Below are 17,519 nucleotides of genomic sequence, written 5' to 3'. Positions count from 1 at the left end.
CAGGGATCAGGCTGTTCCCGGCGCGACTCCCAGACGCTGGAACCACTCGGGGTGCGCGGCCACGAAGGCAAGGCTTTGGTTGAAGTCCTCGCGCGAGTGCGGTTCGAAGGTCACGCCGGGCGTGAGCCCCTGCTCCTGCAGGAATCCGAACAGCTCCGGCCAAGGAATATCCCCCTGTCCCATACCCACGTGCTCGTCGCCCGCGCCGCTGTTGTCGTGCAGGTGCAGCTGGCGCAGGCGCGGACCCATGCGCTCCAGCCACTGGCGCATATCGCGCCGTTTTGCTCCGCCGGAGAAGCTGTGCCAATGGCCCGCGTCGAACACCAATCCCGCCTGCGGGTCGGCCAGCCCATCCACGAGCCTGCACAGAGGCTCGGGGTTAGGATCGTAGATGTTCTCCAAATAGAACGGCGCATGGTCGGGCCACTCGCGCAGCAGCATGGACCAGGTGGCCGTGGCGCGCACCAGCCAGCTTTCGATAAAAGGCTGGTCCGCGCCGGCGGGCAGGCCGCTGTGCGCGATCATGTGCGCCGCGCCGTAGCGCTTGGCCAGGGCCATGGCCCGGCGCAGCCGGTCGCGCGTGGCAGTCAGGATGAGCGGGTCGGTGCTGCCGGGCCGCAGGTCCATGAACGGCAGGTGCGTGGAGCGGGCCAGCCCGGCCTCGTCCAGCCGACGGATGAGATCGTCGTGGAAGCGAGCGTCCAGTTCGTCGATGGCCCAGGCGTCGATGCCCAGCTCGGGATTCAGGCGCAGGGACACGAACATGTCGAGCCAGGACGGGTCCTGGGCCACGTAGCGGATCGGCAGGTTGACGAAGAATGGCATGCGCAAGTGTAGTCTGAAATCAGGCGGGAATCCAGGACTTCCGCCCTGCCGGCTGCGCGTGGTCCATGGCTTGAGGCGGCATGCCCGCCAATGGAGGCCCTCCGCGCGGCATTCTCCCGCCTGCCGTACGTTCGGCAACGGCCTTTCCAAGCTTATTTATCCAGCGCGCATTGCTAGTCGCCTTGCAAGCCAATGCAAGCTATGAAAGCGAGAATGGGGAGTGTCTTCCAAGCCGTGCAGTTCGCAAATGGTCCCACTCCGCGCTCGTCGTCCCTCCCACTCTTACGTTCGCAGCGCTCCCCCGGTAGCGTGGAAAGAGTCGCCGCACAGGCTGCATTCGAACCTGCAAGGAGGGAATCCATGTACACAACTGAACCCAGGCATATTTCACGGGCACTTCAGCTTGTAATCCTGTCCACGCTGGCTTGTGCGCTGTTGGTGCATGGGACCGCGTCGTCCTCCTGGGCCAGGATCTGGTTCGTGGACGGAACCGTGCAGAGTTCCGGCCATGGCGGAAGCTGGAGCCAGCCCTTCAGGACCATCCAGGAATCCCTGGACGCGGCGCAAGCCTGGGATCAGGTCTGGATCAAGACCGGCACCTACCTGCTCGACGCGACGCTGGCCCCGGATGTGCCCATTTCGCTCGTCGGCGGATTCGCGGGCGGGGAGAGCAGTCCGGCGCAACGCGATATTGCGGCGAACCCGACGGTCATCGATGGCAATGACGCCACCCTGTGTCTGTACGTCACGCAGACAACCGTCATTAACGGCCTGACGATCCAGCGGGGCAACGACGGTGATGGCACTTACAGCTTCGTCGGCGGGGGCGGCATCCATGTGCTGGGAGCGCGGCTGATACTGCGGCATTGTACTATCCGGGAGAACAACGGGAGCACCTGCTCGGGCATCTGCGCGGAGCAGTCCTCACTGCTGCTGGTGGGCTGCACCCTGCGCGACAACCGGGTGCTGAGCGACCCATCGGGCGGAGGCGCGCTGGATCTTGAACAGTCCAGCGCCACCATCCTCAGGTCGAGCTTCGTCGGCAACAGCAGGACCGAGGGAGGGGCCATCTTCATTCATCCGGGCTCCAGCGCGTTGATCGGCCACAGCATCTTCGAGGGCAACGCGGCCCGTTTCGGCGGCGGGGCCATCCACGCCGGCGATGGAAATCTGACTCTCGTAGGCTGCAAGTTCAACGACAACTCCGTGAGCAACGCGGGCGGAGCCATCAGCGCGGTCAATATGCGCGCAGTGAACTGCCAGTTCGTGAACAATGCGGCCGATATAGCAGGGGCCGCCATCGCCTCGGGATCGGTATTTACCAACTGCCTCTTCGTCGGGAACACCGCCGAAGCCGCCGGAGCGTGCCAACTGGAGAGCTCTAGCCTGGTGCACTGCACCCTGTACGGCAACACGGGCTATTCGGAGATCGTCCAGGGCTACGGCACTGCCGCGGTGTATAACTCCATCATCTGGAGCAACGAACTGCTGGGAGGCTCCGACAGCCTGCTGGTGCGGGGCGCTACGGTCAGCTACTCCGATATCGAGGGCGGCCATGTTGGAACCGGCAACATCGATGCGCCCCCGGCTTTCGTGAACCCCGAGACCCTAGACTTCCGCCTGGGGCCGGACAGCCCGTGCATAGACGAGGCGCAGTTCCGCTGCCCATATTTCCCGTATCGCGACTTCGAAAGCGACCGCCGCATCATTGGCCCGCGGCCGGACATGGGCATGGATGAGCGCGGATTGAGCAGCTGACGAACTGGAACATCATGGCCTTCAGACCACGACGGCCGGTCGGGCATTGCATGCCCGACCGGCCGTTGAAGTCATTGCCTGCAAATGTGATTGTATGTATAAATTACGGCCTGTGTTTCCTAATGGCAGGTCCATGCCCTGCATGCGCTTTTTCCAACAGCCCCTCCAAGGAGCGCACCATGAAATCCATACTCCTGTGCCTGAGCATGATGATCCTGCCGACCTTGGCCGCGGCGGCCACGCCATTCGACGGCTTCTATGTCGGAGGTCAGGCTGGCCTTGGCGCGCTCCACACGTACATGGAGTTGGAAGACGCAGACAACGATGAACAGGACGATCAGGGCGACTGGGGTCTCGGCCCCACCGGCGGCATCTTTTTCGGCGGAGGCGGGGCCATCAAGGATGCCTTCTATCTTGGCGGCGAAATCGACGCTGCCTACCATGGCCTGTCCGCCGATCCGACCTCCGAGGAAACCCTGGACCTCAATTGGTCCTTCGGCGCGCGCATCCGCATCGGCGGCGTGATCGCCGACAACCACCTGCTCTACACAATGCTGGGCTTGCGCGTCGGCCTGTTCGAATACGACAACCGAACCGGCTACGACTACGAGTTCGAAAACGGCTGCTGCGATTGCGATCAGGATGACGATGACTGCGATGACGATAATTGGGGCAGCGAGGAGAAGCCGGTGCTCGGCGGCGCGAGCGTGGGCCTGGGATACGAGTACGCCATCACCGATCACTTGGGCATGCGCACCGAGGTGGGCTACACGCTCTATGCGCCGCTTGAGTACGAATACATCAGCGGCGCGCGTCAGTATTGGGATGAATCCATCTACCCGAGCGTGCTGGACGCCACCTTGGGTTTGGTGTGGCACTTTTAGGCCAGGGTTAGCACACTGCGCTGGAGGCTCGCTCTGGCAGGCCAACGGGAGAAGAGAAGACATTTCGGAAGAATGCCGTTAGAGCATTTTGCTTTTGAAAATGCTCTGCAAGCCATGCGTCGGCATGGCTTGCCGCTAGCTTCGGCGCAGGCGCAATTCACTTGCGCCGCGGGCGCCGGAGCGGGCGTCTTAAAAGCGATCTGCTCTAAAGTTATCGCCTTCTCCCACGGCCGAATCTCCTCCATATCCGGCTGACGAGCAGGGCGCCCGGCAGCAACAGCCACTCGGGCCCCAGCCGGGCCGCGGACGAAAGCGAGCAGCCGCCACCTCCGCCACCGCCTCCGCCGTCCTTTCCACCCCTGACGATAACGGGCGCCAGTTCGGGACAGAGTGTCTGATCTGAATCCGTTTGCCCTGCGATGGGACGACCGAAGGCCTTGATGCACACGTCCAGCCCTTCGGCCCCGAAATCGTACCAGTTCCCGCCGCTGCGGCGGGCAACGCTCTGTCCAGCCTTGGCGGTAGCCCCGGTGGAGTATCCGGCAAAGGCTTTTTCCACCGGGATGATGTATCGCGCGCCGGTCGGAGCGCTGATTTCCACCACGACGGAAAAAGCCTCGCATGGCTCCATACGCACGGGGCGGGGCAGGTCCACGGTGAATAAACCGGCTTCGGGGAATACGCCGCTCACTTCGGTCTCGGGCCCTCCAGGGTCTTCGATGCCGTCCGCCGGATCGCGGTAGACAGAGATGGTGTAGCGCGTGCCGGGGAACGCCGAATACGTGGAGACGGCGAAGATTTCCTCGCTTGTCTTAGCTTGGAATATACTCGCGTAGGAGACGTCGGTGCTTCTGAATCCGTAGGTCGAGGTCCAGCCCAGGAAATCATGCTGGTAGACGTTGGCGTAGCCGCCCGCCGGGGTTGCGCCAAAGCTGTAAGCCGACGAACCCTGCTTGGCCAGCGTGAGGTCATGGTAGGATACGTAGAAATAGCCGCTTTGGCCAAAGTGCGTGCCGTAGCTGTTCTTGATGATGAAGGCTCCGTCGCCTGCGGGTCGGGACGGGAAGTTTGCCGCTGGATAGTTATCGTCCCAGCCCACGACGACCACCGCGTGGTTGGGCTTGCTGCTGCCGGCGTAGTACAGGGCCTTATTGGTTGAATTGTACCAGGACGAGGAAGTGGTCATGTAGAGGCTGACGTAGACCCCGCCATGGGTCATCACCGCCCGCTTGATGGCGTCATTGTCCTGCGAGCCCGTGCGTTTGGGGAGGAATACAACGTTTCTGATCCACTTGCGCGCCGGGAATATGGGCGAACTTCTGCTGCCGGTCTCGTAGACGTCCTCACTTTCCAGCACCGGTCCCATGCCTCGGGCGAGATAGGCCGTGGCCATCATGTGGTTGCCGCCTTCGCAGGCATCGTAGTTGAAGCCATGAAGATTCTTCATGTTGTCTTCGGAAAAGTTCCAGTTCTCGTCGGGCATCAGGTTGGATTCGATGCTGCCGAGCATGGCGAAAGCCCAGCAGGCTCCGCAGCCTCCCTGGTTTTTCACGGAAGTCAGGCGGCCGATATCGCGCAGATCGAAGCGTGCGGGCAGGGCGGACTGCAGGATCAATTCCGGCTGCGACTTGGTCCAGGGCTCGATGTCCACAGGCGGGGGCACATAGCCGAACGAGAGATCGTCCGGCTGCGAATCAAGTTCGAAGTCGAATTCTCCGGACTGCAACAGCGGCTGTTTTTCCCTGAGTTCCAGGAAGTGCGCAAAATCCGGGTTCACTGGCGCCATTTCTGGTCCTTGGGACAAGACAAGGGACGGCTGACCCACGCAAATGAGCAACGTCGCCATAGCGGCAAGCAAGGCTTTCAAGAAGGATTCCTTGGAGTTGGTTGCGATCCCGATGCGCTCGCCGGCTGAAAGTGCGCGGCGGGCAAGAGGTGCATTGCACGGCCCATACCTGCCGGACTGTGCGGGCCGGCGTGGCAGACCGTCGAGTCTTTTGCGGACAGCGCTACGGGCGCCAGGAGGTTCGCGGCAACACGCTGGAAACCATGGGCGGGTTAGGAAACGTGCTGATAGGTGGGAGCGAAAGCGCAAATTCCATCAGGCCGGGTCTATACATGCTCTGTATCGAGGCGTGTGAATATCACGGCCCATTCCTGCCTAATGTGCTAAGGATGGGGTGGCAGGTATCGGGCTGGAGGCATTGGGTCGGAGGCCAGGGCCGATTGCGGCCGGGTTTGGCGGACGGACTGCAAGGGCAAGGCGGATAGCGTCGTGTCGGGAATATGGAAATGGCTTATCCAGGGGAGTGCGGTCTTCTATGTCGCGTCCGCGATTCTCCCTCTCCTTAAGTCCGACGCATGGTGGATAAGGGGTTGGGACTTCCCCAGGCTCCAGTTCGCCATATTTGGCCTCGCCACCATGCTGCTTCTGTCGTTCACGACACCTGGCTGGCCGCTGCATAAGCTAGCGCTCGTGCTGTTCCTGGCTGTAAGCCTCGCGCTGGACGCATACAGGATCGTGCCCTACACGCCTCTGGTGCGCCTCGAATCCCTGCCTGCCGACAGAGACGATCCGGCCCGGAAGCTGAGCATCATCGTCGCCAACGTGCTCCAGGACAACGATGATCCACAGCCGCTGCTGCGGTTGTTGGCGGAACTGTCCCCGGACATGGTGCTCCTGCTGGAAGTCAACGGACGCTGGATGGACGAACTGTCCGACCTGCGATCCAGCTATCCGCACCATGTCGGGCAATCTCTGGAGAATACCTACGGCATTGCGCTCTTCTCACGGCTGGAGCTGATCGACGCGCGCGTGCGGTATCTTGTGGAACCTGATGTGCCGTCCATCCACGGCCTGGCCAGCCTCGTGTCGGGCGAAGTCGTGGAAATACATGGCCTGCATCCCAAGCCGCCCAAGCCACAGTCCGGAGGCACCACTGAGCGCGACGCCGAGCTTGTCCTCATTGCCAGGGAAGCTCGCGACTCCGAGCATCCCGTCATCGTCATGGGAGATCTGAACGATGTGGCTTGGTCGCACACGACCCGCCTGTTCCGGCGCATATCAGAGATGCTCGATCCGCGCGTCGGACGGGGCCACTTCCCAACCTACCCCGTGGCGTTGCCCTTTTTGCGCTATCCCCTGGACCACGTATTTCACTCCCGGAGCCTGCGGCTCGTGGAATTCAAGCGATTGCCCGATATCGGCTCGGACCACTTCCCAGTGTACGCGGAGTTCAGCCTGGAGCCGGAGGGCAGGTTGAGCCAGGAATCGCCGAAAGCGGATGAGCAAGACCATGAAGAAGCGCGGGACACGCTGCGCAGAGCCGAGTAGAGCATTTTGCTTTTGAAAATGCTCTGCAAGCCATGCGTCGGCATGGCTTGCCGCCGCGTAGGCGTAGGCGCAATTCACTTGCGCCGTCAACGCAGGAGCGGGCGTCTTAAAAGCAATCTGCTCTTGACCAGGCAGGTTTCAGGCCGATGGGCACGGTTTTGATCCAGCGCGCGCTTGCCCCTGCCGGATGACGCGGCGTGAGTTGTGCTCGTGGCGGAAGTACTCTTCGTCCGGATGAAGCAAAGAAAGGCCGCCATGGCGGCCTTTCCAAATAAAAATTCGTGCGACAGGCGCTACTTGAACAGCAGGTGGTCCTCGGCGGCCCCGCCGTTTTCGCAGGCTTCGAGGATCTCGTCGATCTTGTCCTCGCTATCGACGGCCTTGTACCAGTGGCCTTGGGGGTAGACGACCATGATGGGGCCGTCGTCGCACTGCTTCATGCAGCCCGTGGCGCAGACCAGGCCGTCGATGCCCCGGTCCAGCAGCCCCTCTTCGATGTATTGCAGAAGTCCGGTTGAGCCCTTCTTGTGGCAGACGCCCTTGGGGTCGCCGGAAACTCGGAAGCTGGCGCAGACCAGGATGTGACAGGAAGGTTTGCTGGCCATATCAATCTCCTTGTGAGTCGATGCTGGGATTACAGTCTTGATTCTTTTTCCGTTGCAGGCCCTTCAGACCCAGGGCGTCGGCCACGGCGTCCTCGATGAAGCCGCCCACGCGGCGCACTTGCAGGCCATGTCCGGCCAGGGCCGCGCGCGGGGTCTCGCCGGCATCGGCCACCAGCAGGGCGCAGCAGTCGGCAAGCGTCTCGGCCAGCTTCTTCCAGCGTTCCTCGCCGCCGCCCGGCTCGGGAGCCTGTCGCACGCCGACCATGCGGCCCATGCCGCCATCGGCCCCATAGATCAGCAGCCGCACGGCCCGGCCCAAATGCTCGTTGACCTCGGCTCCGTCGGTGGTCGCCACGGCCACGTATGGCCGCTCCGCCGTCGGCCCGCCCGCCTTGGCGGTCAATCCAGCCAGGGCGCTCGCGCTGTCCTGTCCGGCGCAGGTCCGGCAGGCGTCGATCTGCTCCAGGTGGCTCCCGGCCTTGTTTCGGGCCTTGCCCAACTCCTCGGCCGTAGGCGGCCGGGCATCCTCGGGAGCGCCCGCAAAGGGCGCGAAGGGGTGCACGTGCATGCAGCTCGCACCGGCCTCGGCCATGATCCTGGCCAGGGGGCCCATCTCGGCATCATTGATTCCGGGTACAAGCAGGCTGTGCACCTTCACGTTCAGGCCTTGTCCGTGCAGGGCCTGCACAGCCAGAACCTGGGCTGCCAGCATTTCACCGGCGGCCAGCTTGATGGTTAGGGTGCGCACGCTCGGCCGTATCCAGGCGAAGAGCCGAGTGAGCGTATCCACGCTGACGGCATGAGCGCGCAAGGTGACAAGCCCGACGTTCAGCCTGGCCAGGGTTTCGGCATGCTCGGCCAAGCCCAGGCCATTGCTGGACACGCGCAGGGCCAGTTCCGGGAAGGCTTGGCGCAGGGCGACCAGCGCCTGGAGCGTCCTGCCTGGCTGGGCCATGGGCTCGCCCGGTCCGGTGATGCTTACGGCCGCGATGTCGCCCAGCGCGGCTTTGGCCTGGCGCACGTACTCAACTGCCTGCTCCGGCTCCACCAGCGGCCCGACATGGGCCGGCGGGCTGTAGCGGCACAGGGCGTTTACGCGGCCGGCCAACGGCAGGGGCAGGCTGATGCCGGTGTGCGTCGCACCGGGGCAGCGGCATGTGCTTGCATGCATGGGTTACCTCGTTCCCGGGAATGCGGGGTCCAGGGGAGTGATTCCCTGGCGGGTGGGGCGTGGGGAGGGCGGAGCCCTCCCCACATTCCCCTTTTACAGAGCGAGCTCGAAGCTAGTTTCGGGGTCGTCGCGATCCTTGCGGGTCAGGATAGCGTCCAGGATCTTTTCCAGCAGGCGCAGGCCGCCCTTGTAGCCCACGGTCGGGAAGTACTGGTGTCCGACGCGGTCGAGGATGGGCAAGCCGTGGCGCACCAGCGGGATGTCCTCGTCGCGGGCGATGTACTTCATGTATGTGTTGCCGATGAGCAGATCCACGGGGTCGTTCTTGATCCACTGATGGAGCATGAACATGTCGCCCTCGACCTTGACGTTGACCTTGTAGGGCACGTCCTTGGTGATCTCGCGGATGCGCTCCTCGAACTTCTTGCCCGGCGTGCCGGTGACGATATGCGCCGGGATCATGTCCAGGCTGACCAGGAACTCGGTCAGGGCGATGAGCTGGTCAGGGTCGCCCGCCAGGGCCACCTTCCGGCGGTACAGGTACTGGTGGTAGTCCTTCATGACGTCCACCAGCTGGCCGCGCTCGAAAGAGATCTCCGCGGGCACGGACTTGCCGGCCATCTTGCGCAGGGCGTCGATGAAGCTGTCCGTGGCGGTCAGGCCCAGGGGCAGGCCCAGGATCTGGCAGGGCACCTTGTGGGTGGAATCCAGGTACTTGGCTGCCAGGCTGCTGCCCCATTCGCCCAGAGCCAGGGTGCCCATGGAGTTGGCCGTATCGCGCAGCTCCTCCACTGTCACGCCGCCGTCCGGGAACATCTTGTGCTTGCCGGTCAGCGGGCCGTTGAGCACTCCGTCGGTATCCGGGAACAGGATGATGGGCACGTCCATCAGCTTGCACAGCCGCTTGATCTCGCCCATGTCCGAGGGCTCCACGAAGCCCGGAATGACGTTGATCTTGCCGTTCTTCTTGTCCTTCTTGGTCGCCAGGCCCTTGACCATGCCCTGGACCATGTTGGCGAAACCGGTCACATGGCTGCCAACGTAGGAAGGCGTGGAAGCGGTCACAACCACTTTGCCCTCGGGCACCTTGCCTTCCTTGACTGCCTTGTCGGCGATCTGCGGCATGTCGTCGCCGATGGTCTCCGACAGGCAGGTGGAGTGCACGGCCACCACATCGGGATCATAGATTTCGAAGATGTTCTGAAAGGCCTGCAACAGGTTGGCCTGTCCGCCGAACACGCTGGCGCCTTCGGTGAAGGAGCTGGTGCCTGCGTAGACCGGCTCCTTGTAGTGGCGCGTGAGCATGCTGCGGTGGTAGGAGCAGCAGCCCTGCGATCCGTGGCTGTGCGGCAGACAGCCGTGGATGCCCAGGGCCGCGTACATGGCTCCAACCGGCTGGCAGGTCTTGGCCGGGTTGATGGTAAGGGCCGAACGGTCCTTGATTTCCTTGGATGTATGTCTGAGCAGCGTCATATCCTGATCCTTCCTTGGCTAGCCGACGTAGGTGGCGGACAGCTCGGGCTCCTTGTCCCAGGGGGCCTCGAGGTAGCTCCAAATCTTGCTGTTCACCAGCCGGTCGATCTCCAGGTAGTAGTTCATCGCGCCCTTGAAGCCGGCGTAGGGTCCGCCCATGTCGTAGTTGTGCAGCTGCTTGAGCGGCACTCCCAGCTTCTCCACGGCGTACTTTTCCTTGATGCCGGCGCAGAAGATGTCGGGCTTCATGATCTCGATGAGCTTCTCGGTTTCCCAGGAGTTGATGTCATCGATGATCAGCGTGTCCTTGTCCATGTCCGGGATGAGGCCGGCGTACTCCTTGAACTCGAACCCAGCGGCTTCGAGCTGCTTCAGCTCTTCATCCGTCTTGCGCGGGTTGTAGTTGGCCGGGTCCTGTTCAATGTGGAGCTCCTCGATGTTGCGGCTATCCGCGTCGACCTTGATGTCCGGGATCACGCGCCGGCCCTCGTAGTCGTCGCGGTGGGCGAACTCGTAGCCCGCGCCGATGGACCGCATGCCCAACTCCTTGAACAGATCCTGGTAGTGGTGGGCGCGGGAGCCGCCCACGAAAAGCATGGCCGTCTTGCCCGTGGTGCGCGGCTTCACGTCGGCCAGCGTGGCGTCCACGTTCTTCATTTCCTCGGCGATGACTTCCTCGACCCTGTCGATGAGCTGCTTGTCGCCGAAATACTGGGCGATCTTGCGCAGCGACTTGGCCGTGGACTTGGCGCCGATGAAGTTGACCTTGATCCAGGGGATGCCCCACTTGGTCTCCATCATGTCGGCCACGTAGTTGATGGAGCGGTGGCACATGACGCAGTTCAGGTCGGCTACGCCGGCGCGGGCGAACTGCTCGTAAGTCGAGTTGCCGGAGAAGGACGAGTTGAGCGTGATGCCGCACTTGTCCAGGATTCGCTCGATCTCGAAGGCGTCGCCGCCGATGTTGTACTCGCCGAGCATGTTGATGAGGTACTTGCCCTCGGGCCGCTTCATCTCCTCGCCCACCACGTGGGTGAAGATCTGGTTGTTGGCGATATGGTGGCCCGCGGACTGGGACACGCCCTTGTAGCCCTCGCAGGAGAAGGCGAAGATGTTGACCTTGTGGTTCGGGTCAATCGCGTTGAGCTTCTCCTTCATCTCGCGCGCCACGGCGTGCACGTCGTCGCCGATGAGGCCCACGGGACAGGTGGAGAAAATCGCGATGGCCCGGGGCTTGAACAGGTCATAGGCTTCCTGGACGGCTTGGCGCAGCTTGTTCATGCCGCCGAACACGATGTCGTGCTCGGTCATGTCCGTCGAGAAGCAGTAGGTCATGTAGTTGGCCGCGTCCGGCGCCGATGCGTCGGTCTGGTTGCGGCGCGTGAGCCAGGAATAGAAGCCGCAGCCGATGGGGCCATGGGTGATGTTCACGATGTCCCGCGTGGGACCCAGGATAACGCCCTTGCAGCCCGCGTAGGTGCAGCCGCGCTGGGTTATGATGCCGGGGATGGTCCGGACGTTGGCCTGGATATCCTTTGTCTGCATGGCCTCCGGCCCCTCGTGCACCAGGAACTGCTTGTCGCGCTTCCTGGCCACCTTGGTGGGGTATCGCCTGAGGATCTCTTCCTTGACCTCAGCGGGGGTCATTGCCTTCTTGGTAGGCATTGCTCTGCACCTCTTATGGCTTGTCCGGCTAAACCGGCTGGTCGCATGTCTTAGAACAGATTACTTTTGAGACGCCCGCTTCGGCGTTGACGGCGCAAGTGAATTGCGCCTGCGCCGAAGCTAGCGGCAAGCCATGCCGACGCATGGCTTGGAGAGCATTTTCAAAAGCAAATGCTCTAGGCTTAATCGATGGACTTCCTGCCTTCCTCGCCGGTGCGCACGCGCACGCCGTCCAGGATGGGCATGACGAATATCTTGCCGTCGCCGGGCTTGCCCGTGCGGTTGACCGTCATGATCGCGGCCACCACTTCCTCCACCTGGTCGTCGTGGACCACCGCGGAGAGCACCCGCTTGGGGTACAGGCGGCCCTTTTCGCCCAGCAATTCGGCGGCCTCCTCGTAGCCCTTGGCCGCGCCCTTGAGCAGCATGGCGTTCACCAGGCCCTTGCCCCTGCCCTGGGCCTCGCGGGCGAAGAAGGCCGCCACGCCGGCGTCGGTCAGGGCCTTCTTGGTGACGTTCATCTTGTCCATGCGGATGACGGCCATGATCTCCTTCATATGGCCACCTCTTCGAGCTTGCCCGCGGCGGTCTCCTTTATCCCGGAGCTGACGGTGTACATTTCGTCCACCTGGGTGATGAAGATCTTGCCGTCGCCGAAGGCGCCCTTGTCGCCGGTGCGCGCGGCCTTCATGATGGTCTTGATGGTGAAGTCCTTGTCCTTGTCGTCGATGACGATCATGAGCATGACCTTGGGGATCTCGTCATAGGTGATCTGGCCGATCTTTATTCCGCGCTGCTTGCCGCGGCCGGCCACGGAGAATTTGGTCACTGCCGGGAAGCCGGCGTCCATGAGGGAGGCCAGAACGTCGTCAACCTTGTCGGGTCTTACAATGGCGCGAACCATAATCAGCATGGCGGTGCTCCTTTCTTCTCGCGTTGGTGTGCTGCGTGCGCTAGTTGGCGATGCCGAAGTCGATAAGCAGCTTTTCCAGCTCCTCGATTTCCAGGGGCTTGGGCACCACGAACATGTCGTTTTTGTCGATCTTCTTGGCCAAGGTCCGGTACTCGTCAGCCTGCGGGTGGCTCGGCTCGAAGTCGATGACGGTCTTGCGGTTGATCTCGGCGCGCTGGACCATGTTGTCGCGCGGCACGAAGTGGATCATCTGCGTGCCCAGGCTCTTGGCCAGCTCCTCGATCATCTCGCGCTCGTTGTCGACTTTGCGGCTGTTGCAGATGAGGCCGCCCAGACGCACGCCGCCCGCGTCGGCGTACTTCACGATGCCCTTGCAGATGTTGTTGGCCGCGTACATGGCCATCATCTCGCCCGAGACCACGATATAGATCTCCTGGGCCTTGCCCTCGCGGATGGGCATGGCGAAGCCGCCGCAGACAACGTCGCCGAGCACGTCGTAGAAGGTGTAGTCTAGGTTCTTGTCTTCATTGTAGGCGCCGAGCTGTTCCAGCAAGTTGATGGAAGTGATGATTCCGCGGCCGGCGCAACCCACGCCCGGCTCGGGTCCGCCGGACTCGGTGCACATGACGCCGCCGTAGCCGAGCTTGATGATGTCCTCAAGCTCCACGTCCTCACCCTCCTCGCGCAGGGTGTCGAGCACGGTCTTCTGGGCCAGGCCGTGCAGCAGGAGCCGGGTGGAGTCGGCCTTGGGGTCGCAGCCCACGACCATGACCTTGTTGCCCATCTCGGCCAAGCCGGCGACGGTGTTCTGCGTAGTAGTGGACTTGCCGATGCCGCCTTTTCCGTAAACAGCGATCTTGCGCATGGAATGCCTCCTTCACGAATCTGCGCCGTAGGATGCGACGCACTTGTGAAGGCCTTAGGGCAAGGCATGTGCCAACCAAGTAATCTATTGTAATTAAAAGTAAAAATTACGAGCATGCTTTTTGGAGCTTTCGAGATGTCTACAATAATGAAGGCTTCGGGCCGACACTAATGTAGACCTTGTGCTGTCCATCCTGAACGATGCCCGTCCTTTCTCGCTTCCTGGCCTGGAATGCTTCGTGCAGCCTATGGTTCGGGCCGGGCGGGAGTCCCGGTCGCAAACCCAAGGAGAACAGCCATGCTCATCGACTCCACCCTGCGCGAAGGTGAACAGCAGTTCGGCGTGTATTTCGACCGCAGCCACAAGGAAGAGCTCCTGCGGCTGTCCCTGGCCGCCGGGGTCGACGAGGTCGAGGTGGGCGCGGTGGGGCCGAGCCCGGAGCATTGCCGCGAGCTGGAAGGGCTGCTGCTCTACGGGGCCATGCTCAAGGACCGTCGCCAGAGCCTGAGCCTGTGGTGCGCCTGCCGGCCGGCTGATCTGCGCATGGCCGCGGGGCTCTCGCCAGACCGGCTGTGCATGACCGTGCCCGTGTCGGACGCGCACATCCGCCGCAAGCTCGGTCTTGATCGCCAGGCGCTGCTTGGCCATGTGGCGCGCATGCTCGGCTTGGCACGCGAACTGGGCGTGGCCTATGTTTCGCTGGGACTGGAAGACGTATCCCGCGCGGACCTGTCCTTTGCCCTGTCCGTGGCTCGCTTGGCGCAGGACAAGGGCGCGGCGCGCCTGCGCCTGGCAGACACCGTGGGCGTGCTGGCTCCCGCCGAGACGGCCCGGCTCGTGAGCGCTTTTCGTGCGGCCGTGAATCTGCCCCTGGCCCTGCACCTGCACAACGATTTCGGCATGGCCACGGCCAATGCCGTGGAAGGCCTGCGCGCCGGGGCCGACTTCGTGGACGCCAGCGCCCTGGGACTGGGCGAGCGTGCCGGCTTGGCTAGCCTGGAGCAGATCGCCGGCTACCTGACCCTGCGCCTGGGCGCGGAAGGCTATGATCTGGCCACGGTGCGTGAACTGTGCGCCTCAGCGGCCAGGGCCGCGAACATGCCCGTGCCGGCCAATGCGCCCATGGTGGGCGAGCGCATCTTCTGGTGCGAGAGCGGACTGCACGTGGACGGGCTGTACAAGGCCGCCGAGCTGTACGAGCCGTTCGAGCCCTCGCGCGTGGGCCTCAGCCGCAAGCTCGGCGTGGGCAAGAAGAGCGGCCGGGCGGCCGTGGCGCGCAAGTTGGGTGAGCTGGGTTTGGCCGCCTGCGGGGACATGCAAAGCCTCACTGACCGGGTGCGCGCCCTGTCCGCGGCCAAGGGCCGGGTTTTGGAAGACGAGGAACTGTTGGCTTTGGCCAAATAGCCTCAAGTAGCATTCAAAAGAGTAGCGCATTAACCGGAGAGGGGCGCTGCCCCTCTCCGTATTCTACCCCGCCAGGGCCGCCCTTTGATTGAATGGCGTCCTGGACCCCCGAAGTATCTCTCGTTTCCTCATAGTCCCTCGTCTGAAAGACAGTGTGTTAAGGAGATTCCGAACGCCACCCCTGCAAAGCGGCATTCAGATGCCGCGTATGGGCCGGAGTCATGCAAAGGCGACGATCTTCTGCCGAAAAAAACGCTTTAGGTCGCGGACAAGCACTTGCGGCCATGAACGCTGGTGTTGTCGATGGCAAGAGTTTTGCTTTCGATCGTTTGCAGATATAGGCTGCGCCAGAACAGCATCCCACTGCAGACCACAGAGTGTCCACCAGGAGCTTTATGCATATCCAGACAGCTTCCTCCGCGTCTTTCGTCCAAGTCACCCACCGCTACAAAAGCGAAGTTCTCAGGCTCACCGTGCCCAAAGGCGAGACGTTTCTCGTGGGTGACATCTTTCTTCGGGAGGAATACCCGCTGACCAAACTCAAGGGTGTCTTCGGCCACACCGTTGTTCTCGATATCGGGGCCAACGTGGGGCTTTTCGCCATCTATGCCAGACTGAACATCCCCAATTCCACTGTCCACAGCTTCGAGCCTTCAGGGGCTCTGCGCAAAGCCTTTGAGATCAATGCCGCTCCGTTCACGAACATACATCTGCATCCAGTGGCTCTGTCCGACCATGACGGGGAGCAGACTCTGTACTTCAATGCCAACAAGACCGGACAGAGCTCTCTCAAGCCGGGCCATGAGCCAGCCGGCCCGGCGTTAGTCCATGAGACGGTCCGGGTGCGCGATGCGGGCAAGGCCCTGGACGGCCTACAGCTGGATTCCGTGGATATCCTCAAGGTGGACACCGAAGGCTCGGAAATCGAGATCCTGAAAAGCCTTGGGTCCCGCTTGGACCGCGTGAAGCATTTATATCTGGAATACCACAGCCAGGCGGACAGAGAGGAGATCCACGGACTGCTCGCGGACTTCACCCTGCTTGAGCACTTTAAACGCGGGGAGACCGTTGGAATCCTCAAGTACATGAACAGCCGCCTCTAGAGCAGATTGCTTTTAAAACGCCCGCGTAGGCGTAGGCGCAAGTGAATTGCGCCTACGCCTACGCGGCGGCAAGCCATGCCGCACTGCAAGCTTCATAGGCACGATTTCCGGCACGAGTGAGCATCTCCGCGACAAATTGATTGAACCCTGCGAAACGAACCAGGGGCCGCATGCCATGGCATGCGGCCCCTGGAGAGTATGCTCGGGAAATCGAGGCTACTGACGCAGGCCGATGTTGCGGATGACGAAGGCGCCCGGAATCTCGGGAACGGTCGTCAAGGCGAAATCCACCTGCTGGCCGGTGCTGACCGCGCTCAGCAGCAGGGCGAGCTGCTCGCTCTGCAGGCGGGGATACAGGAAACGCGGCTTGGTCGTGTCGTTGGAGAAGAAGGCATACATCCGGTTGGCGCCGGGATCGACAACCACCTTCGTTACCGTGCCCGTGAAGGCCTGGGCCATATTTGGCAACGAAACGGCGATCACCCCCACCATAGCCAAGCAGACCAAAAGCAGTTTCAAAGTCTTCATGACTACCCTCCTAAAAAGTGAATGAACAACATAAATAAAATCTACGAAACCATGGGAGAGCTGTCAAAAGGAAACCATTGTGTGCGACATAATGGCTTTATAAATAACGAAGCAGTGAATAACATGGCTATTCTGAATGTTTTTTCGCATTAGTAATGAATCTGTTTTTCAACATATTTAGTCCCTATTTGAAACACAACAGGCATATATTTGATCCATGGCGGTTATTGTGTGTCACGTTGTCCGGTCTGATTATCTTCTTGTAGCCCCAATGCTTCAGGATGCGCAGCAGCTCTTGCAGCTCAAGCCAGATGCTGTACTGCTCCATCCCCCCGGTGAATTTGACCTTCTTATTTAGCTCGAGGGCCGCTTCGCGCGCGTAGACGTGCCGGAAACCCTGGTAGGTCAAATCGCCTGCCTGCAGTTCCACCGGACCGCTCAAGCGCGGTTTCATGTGTTCGGGCAGCGCGTCGGAGTCGTAGAGCACCGTCCATAGAAACAGAGCATCGGAGCGCTCGGCCGCAAGTTGCAGGAGTTCGGCTGGATTGGTCATGTGGTAGAGCACACCGCAGGCGAAGGTAAGATCGTAGTAGTCGCGAGTCTGGTGCAGGTACTGGATGAAGTCGCCGAGCATGAACGTGATGTGCCTCAGGCCAAGATATTCCTTTATCACCAAGCTCTTGAGGTAATGGATGGAATTGGCCTCCAGGCCCAGCACATTGCGTGCGCCGTGGCGCTCCAGGAGTATGCTGTGCGCGCCTTCCAACGAGCCAAGCTCCAGGACGTTCCTGTTCAGCAGGCTGCCGTAATGGGCCAGGAACCAATCGAAGCGCGAGTCGGTCAACAACTGGGCCTTGCCGAAAGGCTTTACGCCCAGGGGCGAAAGGTCGGTCGTCCAGTTGTTGCGAAATATCTCCAGGCCGTTGGCCAGGCCGGCGCAACGCGTCTCATAAAAAGACCAGGGGGAGAAATCTGTCTGCGACATGTTCGT

16 protein-coding genes are annotated in these 17,519 nt (G+C 61.9%); 5 read left to right on the top strand and 11 right to left on the bottom strand.

Going from position 1 to position 17,519, the window contains the following annotated elements; all coding sequences use genetic code 11:
• Positions 1-6: 6 nt before the first annotated feature.
• Complete coding sequence (locus H585_RS0102140) at positions 7-825, bottom strand: sugar phosphate isomerase/epimerase family protein (protein ID WP_034626909.1); 819 nt, start codon at positions 823-825, stop codon at positions 7-9.
• Positions 826-1,185: 360 nt separating this feature from the next.
• Between H585_RS0102140 and H585_RS0102135 the strand changes: the two genes are divergently transcribed.
• Positions 1,186-2,583 (top strand): right-handed parallel beta-helix repeat-containing protein, encoded by a 1,398-nt coding sequence (locus H585_RS0102135; protein ID WP_027366574.1) that lies wholly within the window; start codon positions 1,186-1,188, stop codon positions 2,581-2,583.
• Between the two features lie 179 nt (positions 2,584-2,762).
• The gene (locus H585_RS0102130; protein ID WP_027366573.1) at positions 2,763-3,467 is read left to right on the top strand and encodes an outer membrane protein; all 705 of its coding nucleotides are present in this window, start codon (positions 2,763-2,765) and stop codon (positions 3,465-3,467) included.
• 211 nt (positions 3,468-3,678) lie between these two features.
• Here the strand turns inward: H585_RS0102130 and H585_RS0102125 are convergent, their stop codons facing one another.
• Entirely contained in the window at positions 3,679-5,253 is a 1,575-nt protein-coding gene (locus tag H585_RS0102125) for a C1 family peptidase (protein WP_027366572.1), read from the bottom strand.
• A 489-nt stretch (positions 5,254-5,742) separates the two neighbouring features.
• Here H585_RS0102125 and H585_RS0102120 point away from each other — a divergent pair, with 489 nt between their 5' ends.
• Positions 5,743-6,801: an endonuclease/exonuclease/phosphatase family protein gene (locus tag H585_RS0102120; RefSeq protein ID WP_027366571.1), complete on the top strand. Its 1,059-nt coding sequence runs from the start codon at positions 5,743-5,745 to the stop codon at positions 6,799-6,801.
• Positions 6,802-7,094: 293 nt separating this feature from the next.
• On the opposite strand, the gene H585_RS0102115 is transcribed toward H585_RS0102120, so the two are convergent.
• From H585_RS0102115 to nifH, 7 genes are all read right to left on the bottom strand, one after another.
• Entirely contained in the window at positions 7,095-7,406 is a 312-nt protein-coding gene (locus H585_RS0102115; RefSeq protein WP_027366570.1) for a (2Fe-2S) ferredoxin domain-containing protein, read from the bottom strand.
• 1 nt (position 7,407) lies between these two features.
• A complete protein-coding gene (locus H585_RS0102110) occupies positions 7,408-8,577 on the bottom strand; it encodes a NifB/NifX family molybdenum-iron cluster-binding protein (protein WP_027366569.1) in 1,170 nt (389 codons plus the stop codon).
• Between the two features lie 93 nt (positions 8,578-8,670).
• A complete protein-coding gene (gene nifK, locus H585_RS0102105; protein ID WP_027366568.1) occupies positions 8,671-10,050 on the bottom strand; it encodes a nitrogenase molybdenum-iron protein subunit beta in 1,380 nt (459 codons plus the stop codon).
• 18 nt (positions 10,051-10,068) lie between these two features.
• The gene (gene nifD, locus H585_RS0102100) at positions 10,069-11,715 is read right to left on the bottom strand and encodes a nitrogenase molybdenum-iron protein alpha chain (protein WP_027366567.1); all 1,647 of its coding nucleotides are present in this window, start codon (positions 11,713-11,715) and stop codon (positions 10,069-10,071) included.
• 182 nt (positions 11,716-11,897) lie between these two features.
• Positions 11,898-12,272 (bottom strand): P-II family nitrogen regulator, encoded by a 375-nt coding sequence (locus H585_RS0102095; protein ID WP_005986591.1) that lies wholly within the window; start codon positions 12,270-12,272, stop codon positions 11,898-11,900.
• The gene (locus H585_RS0102090; protein ID WP_014258952.1) at positions 12,269-12,628 is read right to left on the bottom strand and encodes a P-II family nitrogen regulator; all 360 of its coding nucleotides are present in this window, start codon (positions 12,626-12,628) and stop codon (positions 12,269-12,271) included. The genes H585_RS0102095 and H585_RS0102090 overlap by 4 nt, the downstream gene beginning before the upstream one ends.
• Before the next feature lie 40 nt (positions 12,629-12,668).
• Positions 12,669-13,493 (bottom strand): nitrogenase iron protein, encoded by an 825-nt coding sequence (nifH, locus tag H585_RS0102085; RefSeq protein WP_014258951.1) that lies wholly within the window; start codon positions 13,491-13,493, stop codon positions 12,669-12,671.
• A gap of 297 nt (positions 13,494-13,790) precedes the next feature.
• Between nifH and H585_RS0102080 the strand changes: the two genes are divergently transcribed.
• Both H585_RS0102080 and H585_RS0102070 read left to right on the top strand, forming a co-directional pair.
• Entirely contained in the window at positions 13,791-14,897 is a 1,107-nt protein-coding gene (locus tag H585_RS0102080) for a homocitrate synthase/isopropylmalate synthase family protein (protein ID WP_027366566.1), read from the top strand.
• A gap of 395 nt (positions 14,898-15,292) precedes the next feature.
• Positions 15,293-16,000: an FkbM family methyltransferase gene (locus tag H585_RS0102070; protein ID WP_027366565.1), complete on the top strand. Its 708-nt coding sequence runs from the start codon at positions 15,293-15,295 to the stop codon at positions 15,998-16,000.
• Between the two features lie 216 nt (positions 16,001-16,216).
• Here the strand turns inward: H585_RS0102070 and H585_RS0102065 are convergent, their stop codons facing one another.
• Positions 16,217-16,528, bottom strand: a complete 312-nt coding sequence (locus H585_RS0102065; protein WP_014258948.1) for a hypothetical protein — start codon at positions 16,526-16,528, stop codon at positions 16,217-16,219.
• 184 nt (positions 16,529-16,712) lie between these two features.
• On the bottom strand, positions 16,713-17,513 hold the full coding sequence (locus H585_RS0102060) for a class I SAM-dependent methyltransferase (RefSeq protein ID WP_027366564.1): 801 nt from the start codon (positions 17,511-17,513) through the stop codon (positions 16,713-16,715).
• Positions 17,514-17,519 lie beyond the last annotated feature (6 nt).

The sequence above is a fragment of the Desulfocurvibacter africanus subsp. africanus DSM 2603 genome (genome assembly GCF_000422545.1).
GTDB classification, from domain to species: domain Bacteria; phylum Desulfobacterota; class Desulfovibrionia; order Desulfovibrionales; family Desulfovibrionaceae; genus Desulfocurvibacter; species Desulfocurvibacter africanus.
Note: the sequence above shows the minus strand (reverse complement) of the source record. Positions and strands in the feature narration are given on the sequence as shown.

Coding starts and splice junctions, on each gene's coding strand:
- H585_RS0102140 (WP_034626909.1), bottom strand. CDS start 825: ATGCCATTCTTCGTCAACCTGCCGATCCGCTACGTGGCCCAGGACCCG.
- H585_RS0102135 (WP_027366574.1), top strand. CDS start 1,186: ATGTACACAACTGAACCCAGGCATATTTCACGGGCACTTCAGCTTGTA.
- H585_RS0102130 (WP_027366573.1), top strand. CDS start 2,763: ATGAAATCCATACTCCTGTGCCTGAGCATGATGATCCTGCCGACCTTG.
- H585_RS0102125 (WP_027366572.1), bottom strand. CDS start 5,253: ATGGCGCCAGTGAACCCGGATTTTGCGCACTTCCTGGAACTCAGGGAA.
- H585_RS0102115 (WP_027366570.1), bottom strand. CDS start 7,406: ATGGCCAGCAAACCTTCCTGTCACATCCTGGTCTGCGCCAGCTTCCGA.
- H585_RS0102110 (WP_027366569.1), bottom strand. CDS start 8,577: ATGCATGCAAGCACATGCCGCTGCCCCGGTGCGACGCACACCGGCATC.
- nifK (WP_027366568.1), bottom strand. CDS start 10,050: ATGACGCTGCTCAGACATACATCCAAGGAAATCAAGGACCGTTCGGCC.
- nifD (WP_027366567.1), bottom strand. CDS start 11,715: ATGCCTACCAAGAAGGCAATGACCCCCGCTGAGGTCAAGGAAGAGATC.
- H585_RS0102095 (WP_005986591.1), bottom strand. CDS start 12,272: ATGAAGGAGATCATGGCCGTCATCCGCATGGACAAGATGAACGTCACC.
- H585_RS0102090 (WP_014258952.1), bottom strand. CDS start 12,628: ATGCTGATTATGGTTCGCGCCATTGTAAGACCCGACAAGGTTGACGAC.
- nifH (WP_014258951.1), bottom strand. CDS start 13,493: ATGCGCAAGATCGCTGTTTACGGAAAAGGCGGCATCGGCAAGTCCACT.
- H585_RS0102080 (WP_027366566.1), top strand. CDS start 13,791: ATGCTCATCGACTCCACCCTGCGCGAAGGTGAACAGCAGTTCGGCGTG.
- H585_RS0102070 (WP_027366565.1), top strand. CDS start 15,293: ATGCATATCCAGACAGCTTCCTCCGCGTCTTTCGTCCAAGTCACCCAC.
- H585_RS0102065 (WP_014258948.1), bottom strand. CDS start 16,528: ATGAAGACTTTGAAACTGCTTTTGGTCTGCTTGGCTATGGTGGGGGTG.
- H585_RS0102060 (WP_027366564.1), bottom strand. CDS start 17,513: ATGTCGCAGACAGATTTCTCCCCCTGGTCTTTTTATGAGACGCGTTGC.